We start from the raw sequence: 26,343 nt of genomic DNA, 5'->3' as shown, positions 1-26,343 counted from the left end.
ATTCAGTTTACATTTGTATTGTATTCTACTTTTAGAAAGAACAGTTTGGTTGAACACGAGGAGATGAACAAAAATGGAAGTTAGAAATGAGATGGAGAAAAAAGGGAGCTGGAGGCAGTTTTTACACCTTATTCAAGATACAAATCCTCCAAAGGGGATTCTTGCTTTTGCGTTATTAATGAGTTTACTTTCTACTGGAGCAAGTTTATTTATACCGATGTTAACGAAGGGCTTAGTAGATAATTTTTCACTTTCGTCAATTAGTACAGGACAAATTTTTGGGCTAATTGCATTCTTTATTATGCAAACTATAGCCGCGGGATTGTCTATATATTTACTAAATTATATAGGACAGAAGATTGTAGCTGGACTGAGAGAACGTTTGTGGAAAAAGGTGCTTATTTTACCGGTAACTTATTATGATCAAAATAGAACAGGCGATACAATTAGCCGTATGACAAATGATACAGGAGTTGTGAAAACGTTAATTTCTGAGCATTTGTCAAATTTATTAACAGGCGGTATTTCAATTGTTGGATCATTAATTGTACTATTTGTTTTAGATTGGAAAATGACACTTTTACTTTTAACGGTTATTCCGTTATCAGTACTCATCTTAGTTCCACTTGGACGAAAAATGTATAAGATTTCAAAAGCACTTCAAGATGAAACGGCTTCTTTTACTAGTGTATTAACACAAGTATTATCAGAAATTCGTTTAGTGAAATCTTCGAACACAGAAAAAAAGGAATATGAAACTGGAAATAAAGGTATTGAAAAGCTATTACAATTTGGCTTGAAAGAGGGAAAAGTGCAAGCGTTAATTTCACCAGTTATGTCGTTTGTTTTAATGGCATTACTTGTTATTATCGTAGGGTATGGTGGAATGCGAGTTTCTAGCGGTGCATTAACAACAGGAGAACTAGTAGCATTTATTTTATATTTAGTTCAAATTATAATGCCGATGAGTCAATTATCTATGTTCTTTACACAGTTCCAAAAGGCAATTGGTGCAACGGAAAGAATTAATACAATTTTAGAATATGAAGTAGAAGATCATGAAACTGGTATGAAGGTTACAAATGCTAAGCAGCCAATCGTACTTGAAAATGTACATTTCGAGTATAACGAAGAAGAGCAAGTTTTAAAGAATATTGATTTCACAATTGAATCAGGAAAAGTAACAGCAATCGTAGGACCAAGTGGTAGCGGGAAAACGACGTTATTCTCACTATTAGAACGTTTTTATGAGCCAACTAGCGGTGCTATTAAATTAGGAAAAGACTCAATTACGAGTTATTCATTGCAATCATGGCGACGTCAAATTGGTTACGTTTCACAAGATAGTCCGTTAATTGATGGGACAATTCGTGATAATATTTGCTACGGTGTTGAGGGTGAAGTAACAGATGAAGAAATTGAAAAAGTAGCAGCGATGGCATATGTTGATGCATTTATTCATGATTTACCAAACGGATATGCAACAGAAGTTGGAGAGCGTGGTGTGAAGCTTTCTGGAGGGCAAAGACAGCGAATTGCAATTGCTCGAGCGTTACTTCGAAATCCACAAATTCTTATGTTAGATGAAGCAACTTCCAGTCTAGATAGTAAATCAGAGTCTGTCGTTCAGAAAGCGTTAAATAACTTAATGAAAGGCAGAACAACATTAGTTATTGCACATAGACTTTCTACTGTTGTGGATGCAGATAAAATTATCTTTATAGAAAAAGGGAATCTTACAGGAAGCGGTACACATGATGAATTATTACAGACACATGATATGTATCGTGAATTTGCAACGCAACAATTGAAAATTAAAGAGGGCGTATTATAAAATGAATCATCAGTGGGGTTTTTACTCCACTAATGATTCATTTTTAAAAGTTTTATAAAGGATGCGAATTAGAAAGGAAATGGTTTCTTTGATACCTAACATTTTAATAGTGGACGATGATCCGCATATTAGGGAACTTGTTTCTGTATTTTTAGAACGAGAAGGTTTTCAAACATATGAGGCAATTGATGGACTAGATGCACTTCAGAAAATAGACGAAGTAAAAGTTGATATGGTTGTTCTTGATATTATGATGCCAAATATGGATGGATTTGATGTATGTTTTGAATTAAGGAAGTACTATGATATTCCGATTTTGATGCTAACTGCTAAAGGGGAAACGTCTCAAAAAGTAAAAGGATTTCACCTTGGCACGGATGATTATCTTGTAAAACCATTTGATCCTATAGAACTAGTAGTGAGAGTTAAGGTGTTATTGAAACGTTACCAAATTACAGTGTCGCAATCGATTCAAATTGGGAATGTACTGTTAAATCGTAAAACATTTGAAGTTACAGCCGGAGAACAAACAGTCACATTACCGCTAAAAGAATTCGAATTGCTCTTTACTTTAGGTTCTAAAGCAGGAAGAACTTGTGCGAGAGAGCAGTTAATTGAAGATGTATGGGGATATGATTTTGAAGGGAATGAACGTACACTAGACGTTCATATTAATCGACTACGTGAGAAGTTTCAAGAAGAGAAGTCGAAGTTTAGTATTAAAACGATAAGAGGATTAGGGTATCGCTTAGAGGTAAGTAAATGAGGAAAAGAAAACGAATGAGTAAGTTGAAGATGTTGAAAGTAACGGGAGCGGTATTAGCGCTTTTTTCTTTTCTCACTATAATTTGGTCTATCGCATTTTATGTAGCAACTAGTATATTGAATGCTTTTGAAGTAAATGTATCGTCGTTTGTAGCCTTTCTAATTAGTGATATGGTCGGTTTTGTATTTATTGTTCTTATCTGGACATTGATTGGGATATTAATGAGACCAAAACGAGAGGCAATGATTTGGACTATTATTGAACCGATACAAAAAATTGCAAAAGGAGACTTCTCCGTAAAAATACGAAATGAAGAAAAGTATGATGGAGAAATTGGTGTACTCGTAAAAAGTATAAATGATATGACAGATGAACTGAATGCGATGGAGAAAATGCGCCAGGAATTTGTATCGAATGTTTCTCATGAAATACAGTCACCTTTAACTTCTATAAAAGGATTTGCTAGAGCACTAAAAGATAACAATCTTTCCGAGGAAAAACGAAAGCATTATCTTACCATTATTGAAACGGAAACGACGAGATTATCTAAACTAAGCCAAAATTTACTGAAACTAACTCTTTTAGAGTCGGAAGAGTATACACCAGAAAGAGTGACTTATCGATTAGATCAACAGTTAAAGCAAACTGTGTTAAATAGTGAACCGCTCTGGGCTGAAAAAGAAATTGAATTAGACCTTGATTTAGAAAAAGTGCATATAATTGCGGATCAAGAAAGTATGAGTCAAGTGTGGATTAATTTAATTCATAATAGTATTAAATTTACTCCAAGTCGTGGCACAATTACAATTCAGTTAAAAGAACATGAGAAATTCGTAGAAATACGTATTCGTGACACTGGAATTGGTATATCTGAAGAACAGAAACAACATATTTTTGAACGTTTTTATAAAGCAGATTCTTCACGCAATCGTGCTTATGGAGGAAGTGGCTTAGGCTTGGCCATTGTAAAAAAGGTACTTGACCTTCATCAAGGAGAAATAAAAGTCGAGAGTGAGGAAGGGAATGGAACAGAATTTATTGTGTGTATTCCGAATTATGAAGAAAAATAGTGTTAGGAGGATATCTTCTAACACTATTTTTCTTTAAAAATACATTCCCCGTTACTGCAACTATATTGATAAGCTGTTCCTTGGCCATTCATACGGTATGAATAATCTGATTCTTTATCTTTCTTAAAGTCAACATATGCTTCTACACCGTTTGTATCATCATCGATATCAATGAATTGAACATAGCGTATAGAATAATCTTTCTTTTCGCTTAAACCTCTTTCTTGCAAGTTAGTATGGATACCGTCTACTAACTCGTCAAACAATGACCAGTTTAAATTAAGATTTTTAAATGACTCAGTATGTCTTCCTAAAATGCCGTTGTCTTGTATTATTTTCTTATTATTATCGTATGTATAAGAGTATGTAAAATAAGGTTCGTCTTTATATACTACCTCTACATAATAGCCGATATTATAAATGGGAGTATATTTTCCGGTTATGCTTTGTATTTCTTTTTGCTTATAGCCTTGTATAGTATAGAGATAGTCGCTAGTATCTTTTTCTATTACTTTATAATGTAGTGGATTACCAAATATAAAGTACATAGCCAAAAATATGATACATAGTCCGACTGCAGTTAGTGACAAGAACCATTTTTTTCTTTTCATACACATACACTCTCCTATGCAGGATTTATTTTTATTTTACATGAATTATGGCAAAAACATGAGACTTATCAATAAAAACTTTCCATAGTTACCTATAAGTAACCTACGCACATGAAAGTGCATCATTGCCTTTTTACATAAACACAGATACAATTTTAATATAATACATAACTGAGATGATTAAGGAGTGTTATACTTGGCAGAATTATTACAAGGTAAAAATGCTTTAATTACAGGAGCAGGTAGAGGAATTGGTCGCGCTGTAGCAATCGCATTAGCGAAAGAGGGCGTAAATGTAGGTCTTTTAGCTCGTTCAGAAGAAAACTTAAAAGCTGTAGCGAAAGAAGTAGAAGCAGAAGGCGTAAAAGCTGTTATTACGACTGCTGATGTATCTTCATATGAAGAGGTAACGACTGCAATTGAAACGTTAAAAAATGGTTTAGGGTCTATCGATATTTTAATTAATAACGCTGGTATTTCTAAGTTCGGTAAGTTTTTAGAATTAGACGTTGCTGATTGGGAAAAAATCATTCAAGTAAACTTAATGGGTGTATACTATGCAACTCGTGCAGCTTTACCAAGTATGATTGAACAACAATCTGGTGATATTATTAACATTTCATCTACAGCAGGACAAAAAGGTGCACCTGTAACAAGTGCATACAGTGCTTCTAAATTTGGTGTTCTTGGCTTAACAGAATCGTTAGCGATGGAAGTTCGCAAACATAATATTCGTGTAACAGCTTTAACTCCAAGTACAGTAGCAACTGATATGGCTGTAGATTTAGGGTTAACTGATGGAAACCCAGATAAAGTAATGCAAGCAGAAGATATTGCAGAGTTTATCGTAGCGCAGCTGAAATTAAATAAACGTACATTTATTAAATCAGCAGGACTTTGGTCTACTAATCCGTAAGGGATAATTTTATAAACAAAAGAAGGGATATTTATTCTGTAATGGAGGAGATGTCCCTTCTTTATTTTTGTTTACGAGACAGAATTTTCTGTATAATAATATGTGAATAGTAGAAAAATATTGAAAGGGATGGTATTTACATGAGTACAATTGAGAAATGGACGGCTGTTGATCAATATGTGAGTGATGTATTAATACCGAAAGATTCTACATTAGAAGAAGTACTTCAAGCAAACGCTGCAGCTAATTTACCAGCACATGATGTATCGCCAACGCAAGGGAAGTTTTTGCAACTATTAGTACAAATTCAAGGAGCTCGAAACATTTTGGAAATTGGTACTCTAGGCGGGTATAGCACGGTATGGCTTGCAAGGGGATTGCCATTGGGAGGCAGAGTTGTTACATTGGAGGCAAGTGAAAAGCATGCTGAAATTGCACGTAGCAATATTGAGCGTGCCAATTTGAATGATAGAATTGAAGTGCGAACAGGATTAGCTTTAGATTCTTTACAGCAAATCGAAAATGAGAATTATGAACCATTTGATTTTATTTTTATAGACGCCGATAAACAAAATAATCCTACTTATTTTGAATGGGCACTGAAACTATCACGCCCTGGTACTATAATTATTGGTGATAACGTAGTACGTGAAGGAGAAGTTATTGACAATACGAGTAACGATCCTCGCGTACAAGGGATACGTCGCTTCTATGAATTAATAGCTGCAGAGCCACGTGTAAGTGCTACTGCGCTTCAAACTGTCGGAAGTAAAGGATACGATGGGTTTGTAATGGTAGTCGTAAAAGAATGACGGAAGGTGGTAAAAAGATGAAAAAGATGTTTCAAAAATTATAACATGTATCGTGTACAACACAGCTAGCTCGTGGACCTCCAACATACTTGGAAATATAAGTTTATATAAAAATTGGAGGTTAGGAATAGATGAAAACTGAAAAAGAAATGTTAGACTTAATTATTAGTACAGCAAAAGAGGATGGAAGAATTCGAGCTGTCATCATGAATGGGTCACGTGTAAATCCACATGTGAAAAAAGATTGTTTTCAAGACTATGATATTATGTATGTTGTAAATGATATACAATCTTTTACGTCTAATCATAATTGGATTCATAGATTTGGCGAAATAATGATTGTACAAATGCCGGAAGAAATGTCATTAGTTCCAGCAGATGAAGACGGGAAATTTCCGTATTTAATGCAGTTTATGGATGGAAACCGAATTGATTTAACGCTCGTTCCCTTTGATTTGATAAATAAGTTCATTGGACAAGATAGTTTAAGTGAACTGCTTCTGGATAAAGATAATTGTATTGACGAATTTCCACCAGCAAGCGATAGGGATTACTTAATAAAAAAGCCTACAGAAAAAGAGTTTTTAGATTGCTGTAATGAATTTTGGTGGTGTAGTACGAATGTGGCAAAAGGACTATGGAGAGAAGAACTTTCTTATGCGAAAGGAATACTTGATGGCCCGGTGCGGGATATGTTCATCGTAATGTTAGAATGGCATATTGGTATGAAAACAGACTTTACAGTTAATGCAGGGAAGTTTGGAAAGCTTTTCGAGCAATACATTGAAAAAGATATGTGGGAGCAATTTAAAAGGACCTATTCGAATGATGAATATGAAGATATTTGGGAGTCATTTTTTGTAATGGGTGATTTATTTAGAAAAGTTGCGAACGAAATTGCTAACACATATGGGTATCAATACCCGCAAGGTGATGATAACAGAGTGACAAGCTATTTAAAACATGTAAAAGCTTTGCCGAAAGATAGTGCATCGATTTATTAATTGTATAAAGCAGTAAGACTGTCCTAATTATGGACAGTCTTATTTTTGTTCATGAATAATAATTTCTCTAACAAAGTGCAGATGAATCACATATGAAATTTTAGGGAGGTTTTTATCATGTATTATTTTTATTCATCAGAAATGTTTGCCCCATATGAATGGGGACTAGAACGAGATGTTTCGTACGCCTATATGCCATATCACTCATTTTATTATGGAGACTATATGAGCTCATTGCCATACACATATATCCCTCAAAAATATACAGTACAAATGAAAGCATATGAGCGTGGATCGTGGACACCATTTTCGTGGGTCGAAAAATATGCGTACGCATTTTCAGGGCCGTACAATAAAGCGGAAGTCGCTCTTACATTTGATGATGGACCAGATTTAGAATTTACGCCGAAAATTTTAGATAAGTTAAAACAACATAATGTGAAGGCGACTTTCTTCTTGCTTGGTGAAAATGCAGAAAAGTTTCCGAATGTAGTAAAACGTATTGCGAATGAAGGGCATGTAATTGGCAATCATACGTATAGCCATCCAAATTTAGCGAAAGTAAATGATGCTGAGTATCGTAATCAAATTATAAAAACAGAAGAAATATTAAATCGTTTAGCTGGTTATGCACCGAAGTTTATACGTCCGCCGTACGGTGAAATACTTGAAAATCAATTGAAGTGGGCGACAGAGCAAAATTTTATGATTGTACAGTGGAGTGTTGATACGGTTGATTGGAAAGGAGTAAGCGCTGATACGATTACAAATAATGTGTTAGGGAATTCATTTCCTGGCAGTGTTATACTTCAGCATTCGACTCCAGGTGGACATTTGCAAGGGTCTGTAGAGGCGCTAGACAAAATTATTCCGCAGTTGAAAACGAAAGGGGCACGCTTTGTAACGCTGCCAAGTATGTTCCAAACATCGAAAGAGAGAAAATAAACTGGAATTTAAATCAGTCGGGTATTGTCAATCGTCCACTATAAAGAATAGGACTCCCAAGTACTTTAAAATGGGAGTCCTATTTTATTTATATACTATTATTTTCTAGTAAGTCTTTTCCTTTTTCTATAACAAATTCATAGTATGCAAGATCATATGGATAAATATCTTCAAATTTTATCGTTATTGGTTTATTGTTTAAAACAGAAATAGCCGTAAAAGATGAAATCTCTCTTTTTAATAGTTGTAGAAAAGAAGTTGCATGTACTTTCATCACATCGTCTACTTCTTCACCTGGTGCAAATGGAAGTGGATTCATGACATTGTGAAAATACATATGACAAAACTCGCGATCAGTAAGATTTGAAATTTCATAATCTATTTTAAAGATGCCCTTGTATGCTAAATCAGTAGTTTGAAAGGAAAGCCCTAATTCTTCTTCAATCTCACGAAGACCACCAATTTGTACTTCTTCATCATGCATAATATGTCCAGCTGAAGTAATATCCCATATACTAGGAGCTTCTTTTTTATTTTTAGAGCGTAATTGGAAATATAAAAACATATCTTCAGCATCTTTTTCTACAAACCAACAATGAAATGTTTCGTGCCAATCACCGTCACGATGCACTTCATCACGTAATTTCTTCCCAAGTATATTTCTTTCAGTATCAAATATTGTTAACCACTCTGTCATTTAAATTCCCCTTTCCGCAAATTTTATTATACAATATTTGTATTGGATTTTGGGAAAATAAAGAAAAAGGAGTGGGTATAAGTGGGGATAGAGAATAAGGAAATAAAATCGATTATTTCAACAGAGGAAGAATTACGAAAAATATTGGGGCGACCAAGTGAGCGAGCTTTGAAAAAAGTTATTTCATCATTAGACCATCATTGCATAGATTTTCTGTCTAAATCTCCTTTTCTAGTATTATCTACTGCAAATAAATTAGGAGAGTGTGATGCTTCGCCGAGAGGGGACGCACCTGGATTTGTATACGTATTAAATAATAATAAAATTATCATTCCAGAAAGACCAGGCAACCGTCGTATAGACTCCATTTTGAATATTATTTCAAATCCGCACGTAGGGTTACTCTTTTTGATCCCTGGTCTTGGGGAGACACTCCGAATAAACGGCCGAGCATTCGTTACAAACGATGAAGAAATTTTGCAAGAAATGCAGGCAAATGGACGCAATCCGTTACTTGGAATTGTTGTTGAAATAGAGGAATGCTATATTCATTGCGCAAAAGCTTTTATTCGTTCTAAGATGTGGGATTCAGAATTTTGGTTAAATAAAAAAGAATTACCTTCAACAGCAAAAATGTTGCTGGAGCATGCGAAAGTGAATGCTTCAGAAGAAGATGTTGCACGTTCTTTAGAAGAAAGTTATACGAAAAGATTGTATTAAAAAACTTTATTAATATATCTTTGTAAGGTGAATATGTACACATTTTAGAATGGGATATTTATATATGAACCGTGGATTTACAAAATGGAGAAATAGCAAAATAGGTAAATCGAGCGGCAATTGTAAAATGTTATTGTGAAATATAATAAAAAATGATTTTGAAAATAGTTAGTAAAAATAGGCTTGCTTTTTAAAAAGTTGATAACTATAATAAGTTAACAAATAGACATGAACGAAAAGTAATGATAAGGACATGAAATCATTTTTACGGTTTACAGAGAGGGAAGCCAAGGGTGTGAGCTTCCTAACACGAGAAATGGTTTTACCACCTTTGAACTTCAATAGTGAACGAGTAATCTAGTAATTATTGACGGAATCAGCCGTTATCTGAACTTGAGCAATCTAGAAGGAGTTAAGTCTGGATTGGAACAAGGGTGGAACCACGAAAACACATTCGTCCCTTTCCTAGGGATGAGTGTGTTTTTTTATTGAATTAGAGATTGAAAATTAAAAATAATTAAAAAATAGTATTGATTTTGTTGTTTATACGAGTATAATGAGTTAACAAATAAACATGAACGAAAAAGTAACGATAAGGACACGGAATCATTTTTACGGTTTACAGAGAGGGAAGCCAAGGGTGTGAGCTTCCTAACACGAGAAATGATTTTACCACCTTTGAACTTCAATAGTGAACGAGTAATCTAGTAATTATTGACGGAATCAGCCGTTATCTGAACTTGAGCAATCTAGAAGGAGTTAAGTCTGGATTGGAACAAGGGTGGAACCACGAAAACACATTCGTCCCTTTCCTAGGGATGAGTGTGTTTTTTTACTTTGAAAGGAGGTGCAGTAAAATGAAACGATTTGTACGTACGGAAATAACCACCACCTGCATGATTAAAAAGCAGAGCAAGGTGATTGATAGAGATAAAAAATAAAATTGTAGGAGGAGATTAGAAAATGAATAACGTTATTAATGTTGGGGTGTTAGGCTTAGGTACGGTCGGAAGTGGTGTTGTCCATATTTTGAAAGAACATTATAAAAAAATTACACTTGATACAGGGTATGAAGTGAAGGTAAAGACAGTCGTTGTACGTGACTTAGAAAAAGAACGTGATGTTTGCATTGATGGAATCGTAGTAACAAGTCATGTCGATGAAGTTCTAAATGATCCAAATATTGATATTGTAGTAGAGGTAATGGGCGGAATTGAAGAAGCAAAGCAACATATTGTTAAGGCTTTACGAAATAAAAAACATGTCGTAACAGCAAATAAAGATTTAATGGCTGTATACGGTGCAGAGCTTCTCCAACTGGCGAACGATAATGATTGTGATTTATGTTATGAAGCAAGTGTAGCGGGCGGTATTCCAGTGTTAAGAGGATTAACAGACGGATTAGCTTCAGATCAAATTGAAAAAATAATGGGGATTGTAAATGGTACAACAAATTACATGTTAACAAAGATGAGTCAAAATGGATGGTCGTACGAAGAGGCTTTACAAGAAGCACAAAAATTAGGTTTCGCAGAATCGGATCCAACAGCAGATGTAGATGGGCTAGATGCGGCGAGAAAGGTAGCCATTCTTGCAAACTTAGGTTTTTCGATGAATGTTTCTTTAGATGATGTACAAGTAAGAGGGATTCGAAAGGTCGAAAAAGAAGATTTACAAATGGCTGAAAAGTTAGGATTTACTATGAAATTAATTGGGAAAGCAGAGAAACAAGGATCAGCCATTCATTTAAGTGTAGAACCGACACTTTTACCAAGCCATCATCCATTATCGAATGTAAATAATGAATTTAATGCAGTATATGTTCACGGTCAAGCGGTAGGAGAAGTAATGTTTTACGGACCTGGAGCCGGGAAGTTACCGACTGGTTCTGCTGTAGTAAGTGATATTATTTCAATCGTTAAAAATATGAATCAAGTTCAGAAAAATAAAAGTGTGTTAAAAGAACCAGAGCCATACGAGTTACAAGGGGATGAAGAAGTCGTTTCGAAATATTTCTTACGTATTTCATTACGAGATGAACCTGGGATGTTGCAAAAAATAACAGAATGTTTCGTTAATTATTCTGTAAGTTTAAAAGAAGTTATTCAATTACCTTTAAATCGTGAACTTGCAGAAGTCGTTGTTGTGACACATCAAACTTCAAAGTATCAATTTGAACGAGTTCTAGGAGCGATAGAAAGTGTCGCAAGTGAAATAAACAGTTATTACATTATTGAGGAGGAAAAACAATATGTATAAAGGATTATTAAAACAGTATGCTTCTTATTTACCGGTGAATGAAAATACACCTGATGTTAGCTTAATGGAAGGAAATACACCTCTTATTCCGCTATTAAATATATCAAAACAATTAGGGATTCAGTTATACGGTAAGTACGAAGGTGCGAATCCGACAGGTTCTTTTAAAGATCGTGGTATGGTAATGGCTGTTGTGAAGGCGAAAGAAGAAGGTTCGGAGGCAATTATTTGTGCATCAACAGGTAATACTTCGGCATCGGCCGCAGCATACGCGGCACGCCTTGGAATGAAATGTATAATCGTAATCCCGGAAGGAAAGATTGCACATGGAAAATTAGCGCAAGCAGTCGCTTACGGAGCTGAAATTATTTCAATAGAAGGAAATTTTGATGATGCACTTAAGGCTGTAAGAAATATTGCTGCGGAAGAGCCGATTACATTAGTAAACTCAGTGAATCCTTATCGAATTGAAGGGCAAAAGACAGCAGCATTTGAGATTTGTGACCAGTTGCAAAGTGCACCAGATGTTTTAGCGATTCCTGTTGGGAATGCCGGAAATATTACAGCATACTGGAAAGGTTTCTGTGAATATGAGAAAGAAAAAGGCTATAAGAAGCCAAGAATTCACGGATTTGAAGCGGAAGGAGCAGCTGCTATTGTAAAAGGACATGTCATTGAAGAACCTGAAACAATTGCAACAGCGATTCGTATCGGTAACCCCGCAAGTTGGTCATATGCAGTAGAGGCTGCTGAACAGTCTCACGGTGAAATAGATATGGTATCAGATGAAGAAATTTTACGTGCGTATAGATTATTAGCAAAAACGGAAGGGGTTTTCGCTGAGCCAGGATCAAATGCTTCATTAGCAGGTGTAATTAAACATGTTCAATCTGGAAAAATCAAAAAAGGAGAGACAGTTGTTGCAGTTTTAACTGGAAACGGTTTGAAAGATCCTGATATCGCAATTTCTTCTAATACATTAGATATTGCAAGTGTTTCAAATAATATAGAACAAATTAAAGAACATATTAAAGGGGTGATTATGTCGTGATACCATTAAGTATTCGTGTTCCTGCTAGTACAGCGAATGTTGGACCTGGATTTGATTCAGTAGGAATAGCTTTGTCATTATATTTAGATGTGGTGGTAAAAGAAAAAGCTGATAGATGGCAAGTAATCCATTCCTTTGAAGAATTAATTCCGACAGATGATAAAAATTTAATCGTTAGCACGGCATGTAAAGTATGTCCTTCTTTATCACCTCACATAATAGAAGTTACTAGTAATATCCCGCTTACAAGAGGACTAGGAAGTAGTGCATCAGCAATTGCAGCAGGGATAGAGCTTGCGAATCAACTTGGCAATTTAAACTTAACGACTGATCAAAAAGTTCAAATTGCAACAAATTTTGAAGGGCATCCAGATAATGTTGCGGCTTCTATATTAGGAGGAACTGTAATCGGAGCACTTGATGGAAAGAATGTTTCGGTTGTAAGAATTGAAAGTAAGGAATTAGGTGTAATTTCTCTTATTCCAAATGAAGAGTTAAATACAGAGGAAAGCCGATCTGTATTACCAGATGTGTTTCCGTTTCATGAAGCAGTTAAGGCTAGTGCAATCAGCAACGTATTAGTAGCTGCGTTTTGTCAAAAGAAGTGGGAAGTTGTAGGTGAAATGATGGAAAGAGATCATTTTCACGAGCCGTATCGTTTAGAACTCGTACCGCTATTACCCTCAATTCGTAAATGTGCAAAAGAGTTTGGAGCATACGGCACAGCGCTTAGTGGTGCAGGTCCATCCATTTTTATATTAACGCCATATGATAAGCGTCAAGAAATTGCTGAGCAATTAGCGAGAGTATTTACGTCTATGAAAGTGTGTGAGCTAGAAATCGATCATAGAGGAATTACTGTAAATAAAGAAGAACATATAGAACTATAAAAAAGCTAGCATTGCTAGCTTTTTTTGTTGTAAATATCTTTTCAGTTGGCATATAAAAGAAAAGTAATAATGTATAATTTAGTAAAGTGTGTATTAATTTAGAGGTGATCGTATGAAAAAAGAGTCACCAGAAGAAAACAGAGAACGTATAAGGCAAAGTGAATTGAAAAATAATCCTACCGGTTCTTTAAATGATGGATTCAACAGAGCTGAATCAGGTAGTCCAGTTGATATGACGGATGGTATGAATTGGAAAGGTACAGCGCTAGTAATTTTAGTGCTAGTTTTAGGGTATATTATATACACTTATTTTTTTAGTTGAAAAATAAGTGTTAAGGCTTCGAATTATTTGCTTTTATATTTAGTGGGGATGAAAAAACACGGTTATTGTACTACATATACTTTAAGCAGATTATAGTTGTTCATACACACTTATTTATAATACTCAAAATAGAGCTAGCGTTATGCTAGTTCTATTTTTTTGCCACATTCCTGTAACAAAGCCCCTGTATATTCAGTGGTGGAGGTGCAAAAGATGAAAAAAATGATAGCAATATGTCTTCTTACAACGATGTCATTTTCGACTTTAGTCGGGTGTGATGTAAAAGGTAACAAGGCTGTACAAGATTCTAAAGTAAAGAAAGCGACGTATAAAGAGTTTACTTACGATGTAAATCCAGAGACTTTCATGTTAACTGTAGAACATGATGGTGTAAAGGAACAGGCGTCACAGCCGTTACCGAAAATGAAGGTGGCGAATGTAAAAAAAGACAAGGATCGAACATCTTGGGAATATCCAGATCAAAAAGTAAAAGTGAATCTAGAAAAGAAAAAAGATCACTTAAATATTGAAGTGGAATCGACTGGTGCAGAAAGCTTTACGTGGCCGAAAGTACAAGCTGAAAATTATACACTTCCGTTATGGGAAGGTAAGCAAATTCCGAGTAATGATGAAAATTGGAAGAAGTTTTTAAAGGATGATGCATATTCATTTGCTGAATCATTTTCTATGAAGTTTTTTGCGTTAAATGGTTCGAAATATTCAATTGTATTTATTACGAACAATATGTTTAATAATGAATTGAAATTTCATTCGGATCCGAAAATAGGATTTGATTTTATACATGAATTCCCGAGTATAAATAAAAATAAAGCATATGGATTTCAATTATATGTGACAAATAATGATGCAGTCAGTATTGCTAAACTGTATAAGGATAATATTACTCAAAAAGGTGAATTTAAAACATTACAAGAAAAGGCTAGAAAAAATAAAGAGATTGAAAAACTTTATGGTGCTGCTCATTTTTATTTTTGGAATCAAAATGGTTTGTCTGACAGTAACGTAAATTGGCCTAAAATAAGAGAGCAAATAAATAGTCCTGTATTTAGTCATATAAAAGGGCTTATTCAAAAGAATAGTTCGGAGCCTGGAGAACTGAGTGTGTTTGAGCAATTAAGTAAACAAGATTTCATTGATAAGTACCAAAAAAATGTTATTTTGCGTTATGTAAATGAAGTATTATCAATGAAGGAATTGTATAAAGATGATATTTTTCAAAAGGTTGATCAGAACGCTAGTGAGTTATTAAACAAAGGGATAGACCATTTATCGAAGATGGAGTTATATAACTTAAATAAGCATGTATTAAAATCAGCGCTCGGTGATGCGGTTGAAGAAGTAAGTAAATGGGGTAAGGCAGATGGAACGGATATTATAAAGGAAATGAAAGAATCAGGAATAGACAATGCATGGATTGGGCTACCGAACTGGGAACAAGGGTATATGCAGCCTGATTTCGTGACAGAAGCTAAGAAAATGGGATATTTAGTTGGTCCGTATGATTCTTATCATTCTATTCACGAAAAAGTTGATAAAAATTGGAATACAGCTTCTTTTCAGGATCCATCGTTATATGAAGAGGCAACTGTGACGAAGAAAAATGGAGAAAAAGTGCAAGGATTTTTAGGTAGAGGGCGAAAGTTAAATCCAACTTTATCTCTTCCTAGTGTAAAAGAGCGAATGAACGATATTTTACAAAATGGACCTAAATATAATTCATGGTTTATTGATTGTGATGCAACAGGTGAAATTTATGATGACTATTCAGCCAAACATATAACGACACAAGAACAAGATTTAAAAGCAAGATTGCAACGAATGGATTATATTGCGCAAGAAAAAGGTATGGTAGTTGGCTCAGAAGGCGGAAATGACTTTGCAAGTAGCACGATTGCATTTGCTCACGGTATTGAAACACCGGTTATTAAATGGGACGATGAAGATATGAGGAAAAATAAAACAAGTCCGTATTATGTGGGCGGATATTGGTCACCGAATCAAAATGTTCCAGAAAAATATGCAAAACAAGTACCGTTAAAAGAAGAATATAAACAAGTGTATTTAAACCCTGTATATTCAGTACCATTATATAAATTAGTATACAATGATTCTGTAATTACAACGCACCACTGGGAATGGGGAAGTTTGAAAGTAAAAGATGAGGTAGGGAACCGTATGCTATACGAATTATTGTATAATGTTCCTCCGTTGTACCATTTAGATAAAGTAGAATGGAATAAGCATAAACAAGAAATTACGCAGCACCTGAAAGTTTGGAATGACGTTCATGAAAAGGCAGTAAAAGAAGAAATGACGAACTTTGTATATTTGTCAGAAGATAAATTAGTTCAATCTGCTTCTTATGGAAAAGATATTAAAATTATTGTGAATTTCTCGAATGCAGAGATAGAAATAGAAAAGACGAAACTAAAAGCAAAATCCGCTTTCATTAATAATCATGGGAAGAAAACAATGTATACACCGATTGAGAGATAATATGAAATGTATTGTTGCATTACTAATTTTTCAGGTGAAAATTGAAGGATTCGAAACGAATAAATTTATAAATCTATAATTTCGAATGTTGCGAAGTGTTAAATATTTGAAGTTGGAAAATAGTGACTTGCCAAAAATAAGCACGAGAGTATAATGTGAAATGGGATACATATTGGATTCATCATGTAACCTTACAAAAATGTAAGGTGTTTGAAAGGAAATTCAATATGAAGAATACTAGACATACATTATACTAGGGAAAGAGAAAGAGAGGCGAATGAAGATGAGCTCTGAATTAGAACAAAATACGAGAAGCAATAAAAAACGTTCTAAAAGAAGGTCAATAAAATGGTTCATTTTAATTCCATTTTTCCTACTTATTTTTGGAGGAGTAGGATATGGATCATTAATATATAATAAAGCAAAAGCTGTTGTAAGTGATGCGTATGCACAAATTGATAAATCATCAAAACGTGATAAAGAAGTTGAGCCTTTAAATGATAACATCTCTATTTTAATTATGGGTGTAGATGGTAGTGAAATGCGAAAAAGTCAATATGGTGAAGCTGTTCGCACAGATGCACTTTTATTAGCAACAATTAATAAAGATGATAAATCAGTTAAATTAGTAAGTATTCCGCGTGATTCACGTGTATATATTCCATCTAGAAAGAAATTAGATAAAATTACACACGCACACGTATTTGGTGGTGTTGAAAGTACACGAGATACAGTGGAAAGATTTTTAAATGTTCCTGTTGATTATTATGTGAAGTTTAACTTTGAATCATTCGTACAAATTGTCGATTCACTTGGTGGTATTGATATTGATGTACCTGTTACTTTCACAGAGCAAGATAGTAAAGACCAAGCGGGTATGATTCATTTAGAAAAAGGCTTCCAACATTTAAATGGAGAACAAGCACTTGCACTTGCAAGAACGCGTAAAATTGATAGTGACGCAATGCGTGGACAAAGACAACAACTTGTAATAGAAGCAATTGCAAAAAAAGCGATGTCTGTGCAATCAATTAGCAAAATGGGCTCTTTACTTGATGCGGTTGATAAAAATATGAAAACGAACTTAACTTTCGATGATATGCTTGCGATTACAAAAAATATGGCAGGATCTAATTTAGAAATGGAAAAAATGCAAATAGAAGGTACGGATAAACGTATCGGAGGTATTTATTATTACATTCCAAACGAAAAAAATGTAAAAGATATTTCGAAAAAATTAAATGAGCATTTAGGTGTAACACCAAAACCAGTTCGAAATGAATAATAAAAAAAGATTGGCCTTTGCCAATCTTTTTTTATCGAGATGGATTTGTAACTTTTCTGTAACGATTTTTTATTTTAGAAAAATTATACTCATATGTATGAGAATATTGGAGAAGCAAAAAGTAAAGAGAAATAATGAAAATCTGTAATAAGGAAAGATATCATATGCAGAAATGGATAGGCATTATGGGAATCATTTTTATGTTGACTGGATGTAAAATGTCTGAAGCTCCAACAAGTTTAATGGGTGCTCCTGCCAATGAAAAATGGATTAATGAACTAAAAGAGCAAATAGATAAAGATTTGCCTGTTAATTATCGATTGCTTACTCCAATGTCTAATAAAGATAAACAGATGATTTGGTCAATGGATTTTAAACAAGATAATAAGAAAGAAGCTATCTTATTTTATAAATTACCGAATGAAGATCATAGCGTATATTTAGCTGTCTATGAAGAAGTCGGAAATGGCTGGAAAGTAAAGTCCACGCATAGATTTGATGGTGGAGATGTAGATATCGTTGAAGTTGGTGATTTTACAGGGAACGGGAAGCGAGAGTTATTAATCGGAATTTCTGTAAGTCGTGAATCGTTAGAACATGTTATGTATGTTTTTTCGGAAGAATATGAGGATATGAAGGAAATATATAATCGAAGTTATACGAAGTTATTCATAGAGGATCTAAATAAAAATGGACTGAAAGATATAAGCCTTGTTACGTATGAAAAAGATGAGAAGTTGACAGTTGAGTTTATGGAACAATTTAAAACTTTATCTGAAGCATCATTCGATCCATTTATAAATAGCATTCAAAGAATACAAATGGGTCGTGTTTCTAAATCACTAAAGGCAGTTGTAATTGATGCAGGAGTTGGTGCTCATTCAGGGATAACGTATGTAGCAAAATTTGATAAGGGTCATTATGAGGTATTGCCTATAGATGGGAAAGAAGATTTGTTCAATGAATATGTAGTGGAGAGTAAAGATGTTAATGAAGACGGCATTATTGAATTTGTTCGTACAGTGCGTCCACAAGGTTGGGAAGATAAATCACATGGTGATATTCCGCTTTTTGAACGTTACATACAGTGGAGTGAATCTGGAATTAAACCAATTGAAGAAAGATATATCGATATAGAAAAAGGATATTATGTGAAAATTCCTGAAGAGTTAATTGGAAAAATTACGATACCAGATGAGCAAAAGGAATCAAATTCTCAAAAGTTTTTGGAGACAAGTACAAATGAACTATGGCTTGAAGTCCATATATTTAAGCGGAAAGAATGGTTCAAAATAAAAGGATACGAAGCAGCAGTTAAAACAGCTTCTCACGTATATGCTGTACCGAAACAATCACATTTTGAAAAAGTGAAAGCATATGTAAAACCGCTAGCGGATTATCAACAAGAGTAGGGAGGTGGAAATTATGCCAACAATTTTAGTTTTAGAAGATGAAATGCCTATTCGTAGTTTTATCGTCTTGAATTTGAAACGTGCTGGATTTTATGTGTTAGAAGCTAGTACGGGAGAAGAGGCGTTACAGATTTTATGTGAACATACTGTTGATGTAGCATTACTTGATGTTATGTTACCAGGAATTGATGGTTTTCAAGTTTGTAAATCCATCCGGGAAGAAAATAAAAAAATAGGTATTATTATGTTAACCGCACGCGTACAAAATGAAGATAAAGTACAAGGACTAGGAATTGGTGCAGATGATTATATCGCAAAGCCGTTTAGTCCAATGGAATTAACTGCACGTATACAATCGTTACTAAGGAGAATAGAAGTACATGATGAAAAAGCGAATATCATCATATCTGGCCCATTTTCGTTAAATGTAATAGAGGAAAGACTATATAAAGGTGGACAATTAGTCGATTTAACCCCTACAGAGTATATGATATTACAGTATTTGATGAATCAGGCTTCAAAGCCGGTTTCACGTGATGAAATTTTAAATATGATTTGGGGAACGAATTATGTAGGTGAGACGAAAGTAGTAGATGTAAATATGAGGCGGTTACGCCAAAAGATAGAATGTAATCCATCAGAACCTGAATTTATTCTTACTGTGTGGGGAAAAGGATATGTGTGGAAGGAAAGTATAAGATGAAAAGAAAAGTGACTTTATATTTTATGACGGTCATTATACTTATGCTTGTATTATTTGAAGTCGTATTTTCAGTCTCAATTTATCGATATTATTATAATGGCATTGTGCAATATATAGAATCTCATGCGAAGACAAGTACGCGATTTTTCTCTGAATACAATTCACTATACTTTATTCGTTTGCAAGAATACAGCGGGGATATAATTGAGAGCTTTCAGTTAGAAGGAACCGAATTACAATTAATTGATCGACATGGTACGATTATACAATCGTCAAGTGGACAAAAGGTAGAAGGTAAAGTAGTTATTCCATATTCATTACTAGAAGGAGAAATGTATCATCAAGTGACTGCTACGAAAGACAATGTGAAACAATTGGAAGTGATTAGTCCACTTATTCATCAAGGACAAACGATCGGTGTTTTGAAATATACAACTGTTTTAACGAATGTAAATGCAAAGATTATTGAAATTATTATGTTTACTATTTCAGTTGGAATTGTCATTTCTGGTATCGTATTCTTAATCAGTAGACGATTAGCGAATTCGTTTGTTAAACCTATCGAATCTATTATTCATGCTTCTTCACAAATTGCAGAAGGTACATTAAAGAAGAAAATTAAAGAGGATTATCCAGGTGAATTAGGTGAGTTAGCATATAGTTTAAATCATATGTCTAATAAAATAGAAAAAGCGGAACAGATGAAAAATGAATTCATTGCTTCTATTTCTCATGAAATACGAACGCCTTTAACTGGAATTAAAGGTTGGAGTGAGACGTTAAAAACGGTAGATCATTTAACAGAAGAAGAGATAAAGCAAGGCATGGGAATTATTTCAGGTGAGACAGACCGATTGATTCATTTAGTAGAAGAATTGCTAGATTTTTCAAGATTACAATCAAATCATTTTAATTTATATAAACAAAAGGTGCAAATGTACGATATACTAGAGGAGACGATTTGGCAATTAACTCCTAACGCTGAGGAGAAACAAATTCAATTTATTAATATGATAGAAAGAATTGAATTGATGGGAGATCGAAATAGGCTAAAGCAAATTTTCTTGAATATTGTTCAAAATGCTATTAAATATTCACATGAAAAAGGTACCATCCACGTTGAAGCGACTAAAAATGAAGGACAAGCAGTGATAAAGGTGAAAGACGAAGGGATCGGAATTGCTAAAGAGCATTTACCATATATAGAACAGTCATTTTACCAGATTAATAACCATGCTACAGGTGCTGGTCTCGGTTTAGCTATCGTTAAAAAAATGGTGGAGCTTCATGGAGGTACACTTAGTATTATAAGTAAAGAAGGAAAAGGAACAACCATTTTGATAAAACTCCCATTATAATACATATAAAGTCTGTTTATATAGTGTAATAAAATAAATAGATGTATAATTATATTGGGTGATTTATATATAAGATTAATAGGGAGAGGAATTCGATAGAATGGAAAAAGCTTTTAAAGTTAAACGAGTAGTAGTCGTCTTAATAGCGATTGCAGCAGTAGCTATTGGGTATTTCATGTTTCAATCCATTACTTCACCAGCAAAGGCTGTTGCAAAACAAGAAAACGTAGTACAGCTTGCAAGTGAACAACCGAAAGTAGAAATGAATAAAACGGCACCAAGTCGTTTTAATGGAAAAGAAAGAAAAGTTGCTTATCTTACATTTGATGATGGCCCAGGGAAATATACGGCTGAATTGTTAAATATGTTAAAACAGCATGATGCGAAGGCGACGTTCTTTTTAATTGGAGCGAATGTAAAAGGATTTCCGGATTTAGTGAAACGTGAAAATGCAGAGGGTCATTATGTAGGTATGCATAGTATGACACATAATTTTGCAAAGTTATATAAAAATGGCGAGTATGTAAATGAAATGAAAGAAGATCAAAGCTTAATCGCAAATATTATTGGAAAATCACCTAAATTAACACGTCCACCATACGGTTCGATGCCTGGATTAAATGAAGGTCTTCGAAATAAAGTAGTAGAGGGCGGTTTTAAAGTATGGGATTGGACAATTGATTCATTAGATTGGAAATATAATAAAATGCAAGTTGATGCAGCGGCAGCACAAATTGCTCAAAATGTAATAACAAATGCAACAAAACCACAGGAAGTTATTTTAATGCATGACATTCACCCACAATCAGTTGCTGCTGTGCCAGCAATTTTAAAAGGGTTAAAAGAAAAGGGTTATGAGTTTGAAGCTTATCATGAAGAGAGTCACTTCCCAGTGAATTTCTGGCATGATAACCGTATGTAATGGAGGAATGAACGTTGAAGTATGGAAAAGTAGCAGTAGTTGGAGCACTATCATTAGGACTATTAACAGGTTGTTTTGGTGAAAAACCAGAAGAAAATCTATATACAGCTTTTGAAACAGCAGCGACACAAGAAAAATCATTAGTTGATGAAGCGAAGAAGTTAGAGAAATTAGAGAATGAAGGTCAAGAACTATATTCTCAAATTTTACAAGAAGGTAAAGATCATAATGACGCTGTTATGAAGAAGATAGAGCAAGCTACTGCAAATGTAGATGACCGTGAAAAAGTATTAAAAACTGAGAAAGAAATGCTAGAAAAAGCTCAGAAAGAAACAAAATCGGTTCAAGGAAATATAGAGAAGCTTGAAGATAAGAAGTTACAAAAACAAGCGAAAGCTGTAGAAGAGTCGTATAAAAACCGTTATGATGCATTCCAAAAGATGAATGAAAATTATACGAAGGCGTTAGCGACTGAAAAAGAACTGTATGAAAAATTAAAAGTAAAAGAAACGAAATTAAAAGAGATTGGTGAAAAAGTTAAGGCTGTTAATGAATTAACTGTGGAAGCACAAAAATCAAAAGAGCAATTTAACAATTTTACAAAAGAGTATAATGACAGTAAATTAGCATTCTACAAAGATGCAGAGATTAAGATTAAAGATCAGAAATAAAGAAGAATCTTAAGCATAATAAAAAGCCGGAGAAACATCGTTACAAATGTTTTTTCGGCTTTTTACGTTAAATGAATAGAAAAGACTGGAATTGATATCATAAAAGAGTTATAGTGAATTATTCCAAGGGAAACATTGTAAAGTAAGGAGAATGGAAATATGTCATATGAATTTTTACTCAAATTAGGTTTAGCACTCTTTTTAGGATTATTCATCGGGATAGATAGGCAGCTAAAGAATAAACCGCTTGGTGTGAAAACAAGTATGGTTATTTCTGTAGCAAGTTGTTTAATTACGATGGTTTCAATTGAAGCCGTACATGTATATTCTGTTCCAGGGCATACAAATATGGATCCAATGCGTCTAGCTGCTCAAATTGTGAGTGGGATTGGTTTTCTTGGGGCAGGTGTTATTTTACGAAGAAGTAATGATGTTATTTCAGGATTAACGACAGCTTCTATGGTGTGGGCTGCTTCAGCTTTAGGTATAGCAATTGGGGCGGGCTTTTATTTACAAGCGACGGTTGCTATGATTTTAATTATTTTAGCAATTAATGTACTTCCACAACTTGTGAAAATTGCAGGTCCGTATTCATTACGACAAAAGGATTTATCTATAAAAATTACTGTAAAAGAGCATCATGAGTTAGATGGTATATTTAAGCAAATTAAAAATTTAGGTATGCATGTGAAACGAGTGAAAATTAAAGATATAGATAGTGGAGCATTTCAGCAACTGGAAATGGTTATTTTAGCTCCAGAAGATTTATATACAACAGAGTTATATAGTTCCCTGAAAGAGATTGATCGAGTAGTTTCAGTTGAAGTGGAAAGTAGATAATTGTGATAAAAAAGAGTGAAGTGTATTCACTCTTTTTTTATTTGGATTTTTAAGGGAATAAATTGATATAATGATGAATAACAAGGGGGAGAAATGATGGGAATACATATTAGAAGAGCGATAAAAGATGATATACGAGGTATAGCAAAGGTGCATGTTGATAGCTGGAAAACAACGTATACAGGGATATTTGCTGACGAATTTTTAGAAAATATAACATATGAGCAACGAGAAAAACAATGGGAAAACATTTTTCAACAAGAAGATAAATACCAATATAGATTTGTAGCAGAGACGTCAGATGGAACAATAATTGGATTCATTGACGGGGGAGTTGAAAGAAGTGGTGCATATAATTGTGATGGGGAATTATATGCGATCTACCTTTTACAAACGTATCAAGGAATGAAAATAGGACAACAGTTATTTCAAGCTTTATTATCGGAATGTATAAACAATGACATGCAATCACTTTTAGTTTGGGTGGTCACGAATAATCTTTCTAAAAAGTTTTATGAAAAATATAATCCAGAAAAAATTGATACAAAATTTCTAGAGAGAGTACAGGTAGAAGAGACAGCGTATTGTTGGAGAAATATAAATAATATTATTATGTAAACTCATTGTTTGTAAGAGGTATACCAATTAAGGTATACCTCTTTTGTTTAACTATTTTGGATGGATTATTAATGAAAAATAGAAAGTATATAGTTTGAATGTAAGCATTTTTTTCGTGTATGTTTAACCAGATTAAAGAAAGGTAGAAAAAATAAATATTTATTCAGATTTAAAAATTCTGAAATATACTATTGAATTGAATATCATTATCAATTAGAATCATAATTGATAACGATATTCAATTGTTGTTTATTATATAAAATTTCGATAGCTTTAATATAAAGAGGAGGACCAACATGCAGCATGCGAAACAAATCGCAGAACATGCAACATTACAAAGTTTTTTAAACTGTTATTTAAGGGAAACAGGGAGTGGAGAATGGATTACAGAGGATGAAAAAATGAAAAGTATCTTCAATAATACGTTGAATAGAGATATAGTCCCCACATATTTATATTGTCGGCTATCGGCACAACACATTACTTTGTATGGAGAAGTTATATATAAATCAGCAACAGATCGCCATTTGTTTGGAGAACAATTTTATTATCAAATGGGAGAAAATAAGAATGTTATAAAAGCAGATTACGTTACAGTTATTACGTTCTTAATAAAAGAGATGTCTATCAACTACGGAGAAGGGACGAATCCTGCTGAACTTATGCTTCGAGTTATTCGTAGTTGTCAAAATATTGAAGAATTTACAAGGGAGAGAATAGAAGATACATCTGCATTATACGGTTTCCATACATCCTTTATAGAAGCGGAGCAATCTTTATTATTTGGACATTTAACTCATCCAACCCCAAAGAGTAGACAAGGTATTTTGGAATGGAAAAGCGCAATGTATTCTCCAGAATTAAAAGGAGAATGTCAGCTTCATTATTTTAGGGCACATAAAAGTATAGTAAATGAAAAATCATTATTATTAGATTCTACAACAGTAATTCTAAAAGAAGAGTTACGTAATGATGAGATGGTTAGTAAGGAATTTATATCGAAGTATTGTAATGAAGATGCATATTCATTACTTCCAATTCATCCGCTTCAGGCAGAATGGCTATTACACCAACCTTACGTACAGGATTGGATAGATCAAGGAGTACTTGAATATATCGGTCCTGCAGGTAAGTACTATATGGCAACATCATCACTCAGAACGTTATATCATCCTAAATCAAAATATATGCTTAAGTTTTCATTTCCAGTAAAAGTAACAAATTCAATGCGCATTAATAAATTGAAGGAACTAGAGAGTGGTCTTGAAGGAAAGGAAATGCTAAATACAGCAATTGGTGAAGTGTTAGACAAGTTTCCAGGTTTTGATTTTATTTATGATCCAGCATTTATTACATTAAATTACGGGGCAAAAGAGTCTGGATTTGAAGTAATTATACGAGAGAATCCTTTTTATAGTGAACATGCAAATGACGCTACTTTAATTGCTGGATTAGTTCAAGATGCTATACCTGGGGAACGTACTCGTTTATCGAATATTATTCATCGACTAGCAGATTTAGAAGGTAGAAGCTGTGAAGAAGTAAGTTTAGATTGGTTTAGACGATATATGAATATTTCTTTAAAGCCGATGGTATGGATGTACTTACGTTATGGTGTTGCATTAGAAGCGCATCAGCAAAATAGCGTTGTTCAGCTAAAGGATGGTTATCCGGTCAAATATTATTTCCGTGATAATCAAGGGTTTTATTTCTGTAATTCAATGAAAGAGATGCTTAATAATGAGTTGGCTGGCATTGGAGAACGTACTGGAAATCTATATGACGATTATATTGTAGATGAGAGATTTCGTTACTACTTAATTTTCAATCATATGTTTGGTCTCATTAACGGTTTTGGCACAGCAGGATTAATTAAGGAGGAAATTCTTCTCTCTGAATTAAGATCTGTACTTGAATCGTTCCTTCCGTATAACCGTGAACCTTCTACCTTTTTAAGAGAATTGTTAGAAGAGGATAAGTTGGCATGTAAAGCAAATTTATTAACGAGATTTTTCGATGTCGATGAGTTAAGTAATCCTTTAGAACAAGCAATTTACGTACAGGTACAGAATCCGCTCGTTAGAGAAGTGGCTGTCCGTTCATAAATAACGTTAAAATTT

General features: G+C 33.9%; 24 protein-coding genes and 2 other annotated features. Of the genes, 22 read left to right on the top strand and 2 right to left on the bottom strand.

Translation table 11 applies throughout. The annotated features are described in order from the left end of the window. Positions 1 to 73 precede the first annotated feature (73 nt). The 3 genes from QCI46_RS18100 to hitS all read left to right on the top strand — a co-directional run bounded on the left by QCI46_RS18100 (position 74) and on the right by hitS (position 3,670). A complete protein-coding gene (locus QCI46_RS18100) occupies positions 74 to 1,834 on the top strand; it encodes an ABC transporter ATP-binding protein (RefSeq protein ID WP_353841062.1) in 1,761 nt (586 codons plus the stop codon). A gap of 88 nt (positions 1,835 to 1,922) precedes the next feature. Continuing rightward, positions 1,923 to 2,600, top strand: coding sequence for an envelope stress response regulator transcription factor HitR (gene hitR, locus QCI46_RS18095; protein ID WP_327960490.1), 678 nt, complete (start codon positions 1,923 to 1,925; stop codon positions 2,598 to 2,600). Continuing rightward, positions 2,597 to 3,670: an envelope stress sensor histidine kinase HitS gene (gene hitS / locus QCI46_RS18090; protein ID WP_353841061.1), complete on the top strand. Its 1,074-nt coding sequence runs from the start codon at positions 2,597 to 2,599 to the stop codon at positions 3,668 to 3,670. Before hitR ends, hitS begins: the two co-directional genes overlap by 4 nt. 23 nt (positions 3,671 to 3,693) lie before the next feature. On the opposite strand, the gene QCI46_RS18085 is transcribed toward hitS, so the two are convergent. Beyond that, positions 3,694 to 4,281: a DUF3139 domain-containing protein gene (locus QCI46_RS18085; protein ID WP_353841060.1), complete on the bottom strand. Its 588-nt coding sequence runs from the start codon at positions 4,279 to 4,281 to the stop codon at positions 3,694 to 3,696. Positions 4,282 to 4,477: 196 nt separating this feature from the next. Here QCI46_RS18085 and QCI46_RS18080 point away from each other — a divergent pair, with 196 nt between their 5' ends. From QCI46_RS18080 to QCI46_RS18065, 4 genes are all read left to right on the top strand, one after another. After that, the gene (locus QCI46_RS18080) at positions 4,478 to 5,197 is read left to right on the top strand and encodes a 3-ketoacyl-ACP reductase (protein WP_142343625.1); all 720 of its coding nucleotides are present in this window, start codon (positions 4,478 to 4,480) and stop codon (positions 5,195 to 5,197) included. Between the two features lie 140 nt (positions 5,198 to 5,337). After that, positions 5,338 to 6,009, top strand: coding sequence for an O-methyltransferase (locus QCI46_RS18075; protein WP_098204183.1), 672 nt, complete (start codon positions 5,338 to 5,340; stop codon positions 6,007 to 6,009). A 131-nt stretch (positions 6,010 to 6,140) separates the two neighbouring features. After that, positions 6,141 to 7,013: an aminoglycoside 6-adenylyltransferase gene (locus tag QCI46_RS18070; RefSeq protein WP_353841059.1), complete on the top strand. Its 873-nt coding sequence runs from the start codon at positions 6,141 to 6,143 to the stop codon at positions 7,011 to 7,013. Between the two features lie 117 nt (positions 7,014 to 7,130). Beyond that, complete coding sequence (locus tag QCI46_RS18065; RefSeq protein WP_353841058.1) at positions 7,131 to 7,958, top strand: peptidoglycan-N-acetylglucosamine deacetylase; 828 nt, start codon at positions 7,131 to 7,133, stop codon at positions 7,956 to 7,958. Positions 7,959 to 8,046: 88 nt separating this feature from the next. On the opposite strand, the gene QCI46_RS18060 is transcribed toward QCI46_RS18065, so the two are convergent. Further along, on the bottom strand, positions 8,047 to 8,655 hold the full coding sequence (locus QCI46_RS18060) for an NUDIX hydrolase (RefSeq protein WP_353841057.1): 609 nt from the start codon (positions 8,653 to 8,655) through the stop codon (positions 8,047 to 8,049). 81 nt (positions 8,656 to 8,736) lie between these two features. Here QCI46_RS18060 and QCI46_RS18055 point away from each other — a divergent pair, with 81 nt between their 5' ends. From QCI46_RS18055 to QCI46_RS17985, 15 genes are all read left to right on the top strand, one after another. Continuing rightward, complete coding sequence (locus QCI46_RS18055) at positions 8,737 to 9,375, top strand: pyridoxamine 5'-phosphate oxidase family protein (RefSeq protein ID WP_353841056.1); 639 nt, start codon at positions 8,737 to 8,739, stop codon at positions 9,373 to 9,375. Positions 9,376 to 9,608: 233 nt separating this feature from the next. After that, positions 9,609 to 9,840 (top strand) — a binding site (T-box leader). A gap of 115 nt (positions 9,841 to 9,955) precedes the next feature. After that, positions 9,956 to 10,187: a binding site (T-box leader), on the top strand. 151 nt (positions 10,188 to 10,338) lie between these two features. Next, positions 10,339 to 11,634, top strand: coding sequence for a homoserine dehydrogenase (locus QCI46_RS18050; RefSeq protein ID WP_353841055.1), 1,296 nt, complete (start codon positions 10,339 to 10,341; stop codon positions 11,632 to 11,634). Further along, positions 11,627 to 12,685, top strand: coding sequence for a threonine synthase (gene thrC, locus QCI46_RS18045; protein ID WP_353841054.1), 1,059 nt, complete (start codon positions 11,627 to 11,629; stop codon positions 12,683 to 12,685). Before QCI46_RS18050 ends, thrC begins: the two co-directional genes overlap by 8 nt. After that, entirely contained in the window at positions 12,682 to 13,575 is an 894-nt protein-coding gene (gene thrB, locus QCI46_RS18040; RefSeq protein ID WP_353841053.1) for a homoserine kinase, read from the top strand. Before thrC ends, thrB begins: the two co-directional genes overlap by 4 nt. A gap of 112 nt (positions 13,576 to 13,687) precedes the next feature. After that, positions 13,688 to 13,897, top strand: a complete 210-nt coding sequence (locus QCI46_RS18035) for a DUF6366 family protein (protein WP_353841052.1) — start codon at positions 13,688 to 13,690, stop codon at positions 13,895 to 13,897. Between the two features lie 213 nt (positions 13,898 to 14,110). Then, positions 14,111 to 16,414 (top strand): glycoside hydrolase, encoded by a 2,304-nt coding sequence (locus tag QCI46_RS18030; RefSeq protein ID WP_353841051.1) that lies wholly within the window; start codon positions 14,111 to 14,113, stop codon positions 16,412 to 16,414. 283 nt (positions 16,415 to 16,697) lie between these two features. Further along, a complete protein-coding gene (locus QCI46_RS18025; RefSeq protein ID WP_353841050.1) occupies positions 16,698 to 17,699 on the top strand; it encodes an LCP family protein in 1,002 nt (333 codons plus the stop codon). A gap of 164 nt (positions 17,700 to 17,863) precedes the next feature. After that, positions 17,864 to 19,111 (top strand): hypothetical protein, encoded by a 1,248-nt coding sequence (locus QCI46_RS18020; protein ID WP_353841049.1) that lies wholly within the window; start codon positions 17,864 to 17,866, stop codon positions 19,109 to 19,111. A 13-nt stretch (positions 19,112 to 19,124) separates the two neighbouring features. Beyond that, positions 19,125 to 19,814, top strand: a complete 690-nt coding sequence (locus tag QCI46_RS18015) for a response regulator transcription factor (protein ID WP_353841048.1) — start codon at positions 19,125 to 19,127, stop codon at positions 19,812 to 19,814. Next, a complete protein-coding gene (locus tag QCI46_RS18010) occupies positions 19,811 to 21,172 on the top strand; it encodes a sensor histidine kinase (protein WP_353841047.1) in 1,362 nt (453 codons plus the stop codon). Before QCI46_RS18015 ends, QCI46_RS18010 begins: the two co-directional genes overlap by 4 nt. A gap of 100 nt (positions 21,173 to 21,272) precedes the next feature. Next, the gene (locus QCI46_RS18005) at positions 21,273 to 22,094 is read left to right on the top strand and encodes a peptidoglycan-N-acetylglucosamine deacetylase (protein WP_353841046.1); all 822 of its coding nucleotides are present in this window, start codon (positions 21,273 to 21,275) and stop codon (positions 22,092 to 22,094) included. 14 nt (positions 22,095 to 22,108) lie between these two features. Further along, a complete protein-coding gene (locus QCI46_RS18000) occupies positions 22,109 to 22,765 on the top strand; it encodes a YkyA family protein (RefSeq protein ID WP_353841045.1) in 657 nt (218 codons plus the stop codon). A 159-nt stretch (positions 22,766 to 22,924) separates the two neighbouring features. Next, complete coding sequence (locus tag QCI46_RS17995; protein ID WP_000119503.1) at positions 22,925 to 23,605, top strand: MgtC/SapB family protein; 681 nt, start codon at positions 22,925 to 22,927, stop codon at positions 23,603 to 23,605. Positions 23,606 to 23,701: 96 nt separating this feature from the next. Then, the gene (locus tag QCI46_RS17990) at positions 23,702 to 24,223 is read left to right on the top strand and encodes a GNAT family N-acetyltransferase (protein ID WP_353841898.1); all 522 of its coding nucleotides are present in this window, start codon (positions 23,702 to 23,704) and stop codon (positions 24,221 to 24,223) included. Between the two features lie 296 nt (positions 24,224 to 24,519). Continuing rightward, positions 24,520 to 26,328 carry an IucA/IucC family protein gene (locus QCI46_RS17985; protein WP_353841044.1) on the top strand — a complete coding sequence of 603 codons (1,809 nt, stop codon included), beginning with the start codon at positions 24,520 to 24,522 and terminating at the stop codon, positions 26,326 to 26,328. Positions 26,329 to 26,343: the final 15 nt, after the last annotated feature.

The sequence above is a fragment of the Bacillus cereus group sp. RP32 genome, from assembly GCF_040459735.1.
Taxonomy (GTDB): Bacteria; Bacillota; Bacilli; order Bacillales; family Bacillaceae_G; genus Bacillus_A; species Bacillus_A wiedmannii.
The sequence above is the reverse complement of the archived record's forward strand: the minus strand, read 5'-3'. Positions and strand labels throughout refer to the sequence as shown.

Excerpts from the sequence above, each read along its gene's own strand:
- QCI46_RS18015 (WP_353841048.1), top strand. The coding sequence starts at position 19,125 with ATGCCAACAATTTTAGTTTTAGAAGATGAAATGCCTATTCGTAGTTTT.
- QCI46_RS18005 (WP_353841046.1), top strand. The coding sequence starts at position 21,273 with ATGGAAAAAGCTTTTAAAGTTAAACGAGTAGTAGTCGTCTTAATAGCG.
- QCI46_RS18010 (WP_353841047.1), top strand. The coding sequence starts at position 19,811 with ATGAAAAGAAAAGTGACTTTATATTTTATGACGGTCATTATACTTATG.
- QCI46_RS18050 (WP_353841055.1), top strand. The coding sequence starts at position 10,339 with ATGAATAACGTTATTAATGTTGGGGTGTTAGGCTTAGGTACGGTCGGA.
- QCI46_RS17995 (WP_000119503.1), top strand. The coding sequence starts at position 22,925 with ATGTCATATGAATTTTTACTCAAATTAGGTTTAGCACTCTTTTTAGGA.
- QCI46_RS18060 (WP_353841057.1), bottom strand. The coding sequence starts at position 8,655 with ATGACAGAGTGGTTAACAATATTTGATACTGAAAGAAATATACTTGGG.
- QCI46_RS18030 (WP_353841051.1), top strand. The coding sequence starts at position 14,111 with ATGAAAAAAATGATAGCAATATGTCTTCTTACAACGATGTCATTTTCG.
- QCI46_RS18035 (WP_353841052.1), top strand. The coding sequence starts at position 13,688 with ATGAAAAAAGAGTCACCAGAAGAAAACAGAGAACGTATAAGGCAAAGT.
- QCI46_RS18020 (WP_353841049.1), top strand. The coding sequence starts at position 17,864 with ATGCAGAAATGGATAGGCATTATGGGAATCATTTTTATGTTGACTGGA.
- hitS (WP_353841061.1), top strand. The coding sequence starts at position 2,597 with ATGAGGAAAAGAAAACGAATGAGTAAGTTGAAGATGTTGAAAGTAACG.
- QCI46_RS18025 (WP_353841050.1), top strand. The coding sequence starts at position 16,698 with ATGAGCTCTGAATTAGAACAAAATACGAGAAGCAATAAAAAACGTTCT.
- QCI46_RS18075 (WP_098204183.1), top strand. The coding sequence starts at position 5,338 with ATGAGTACAATTGAGAAATGGACGGCTGTTGATCAATATGTGAGTGAT.
- QCI46_RS18065 (WP_353841058.1), top strand. The coding sequence starts at position 7,131 with ATGTATTATTTTTATTCATCAGAAATGTTTGCCCCATATGAATGGGGA.
- QCI46_RS17985 (WP_353841044.1), top strand. The coding sequence starts at position 24,520 with ATGCAGCATGCGAAACAAATCGCAGAACATGCAACATTACAAAGTTTT.
- QCI46_RS18100 (WP_353841062.1), top strand. The coding sequence starts at position 74 with ATGGAAGTTAGAAATGAGATGGAGAAAAAAGGGAGCTGGAGGCAGTTT.
- QCI46_RS18070 (WP_353841059.1), top strand. The coding sequence starts at position 6,141 with ATGAAAACTGAAAAAGAAATGTTAGACTTAATTATTAGTACAGCAAAA.
- thrC (WP_353841054.1), top strand. The coding sequence starts at position 11,627 with ATGTATAAAGGATTATTAAAACAGTATGCTTCTTATTTACCGGTGAAT.
- QCI46_RS17990 (WP_353841898.1), top strand. The coding sequence starts at position 23,702 with ATGGGAATACATATTAGAAGAGCGATAAAAGATGATATACGAGGTATA.
- QCI46_RS18085 (WP_353841060.1), bottom strand. The coding sequence starts at position 4,281 with ATGAAAAGAAAAAAATGGTTCTTGTCACTAACTGCAGTCGGACTATGT.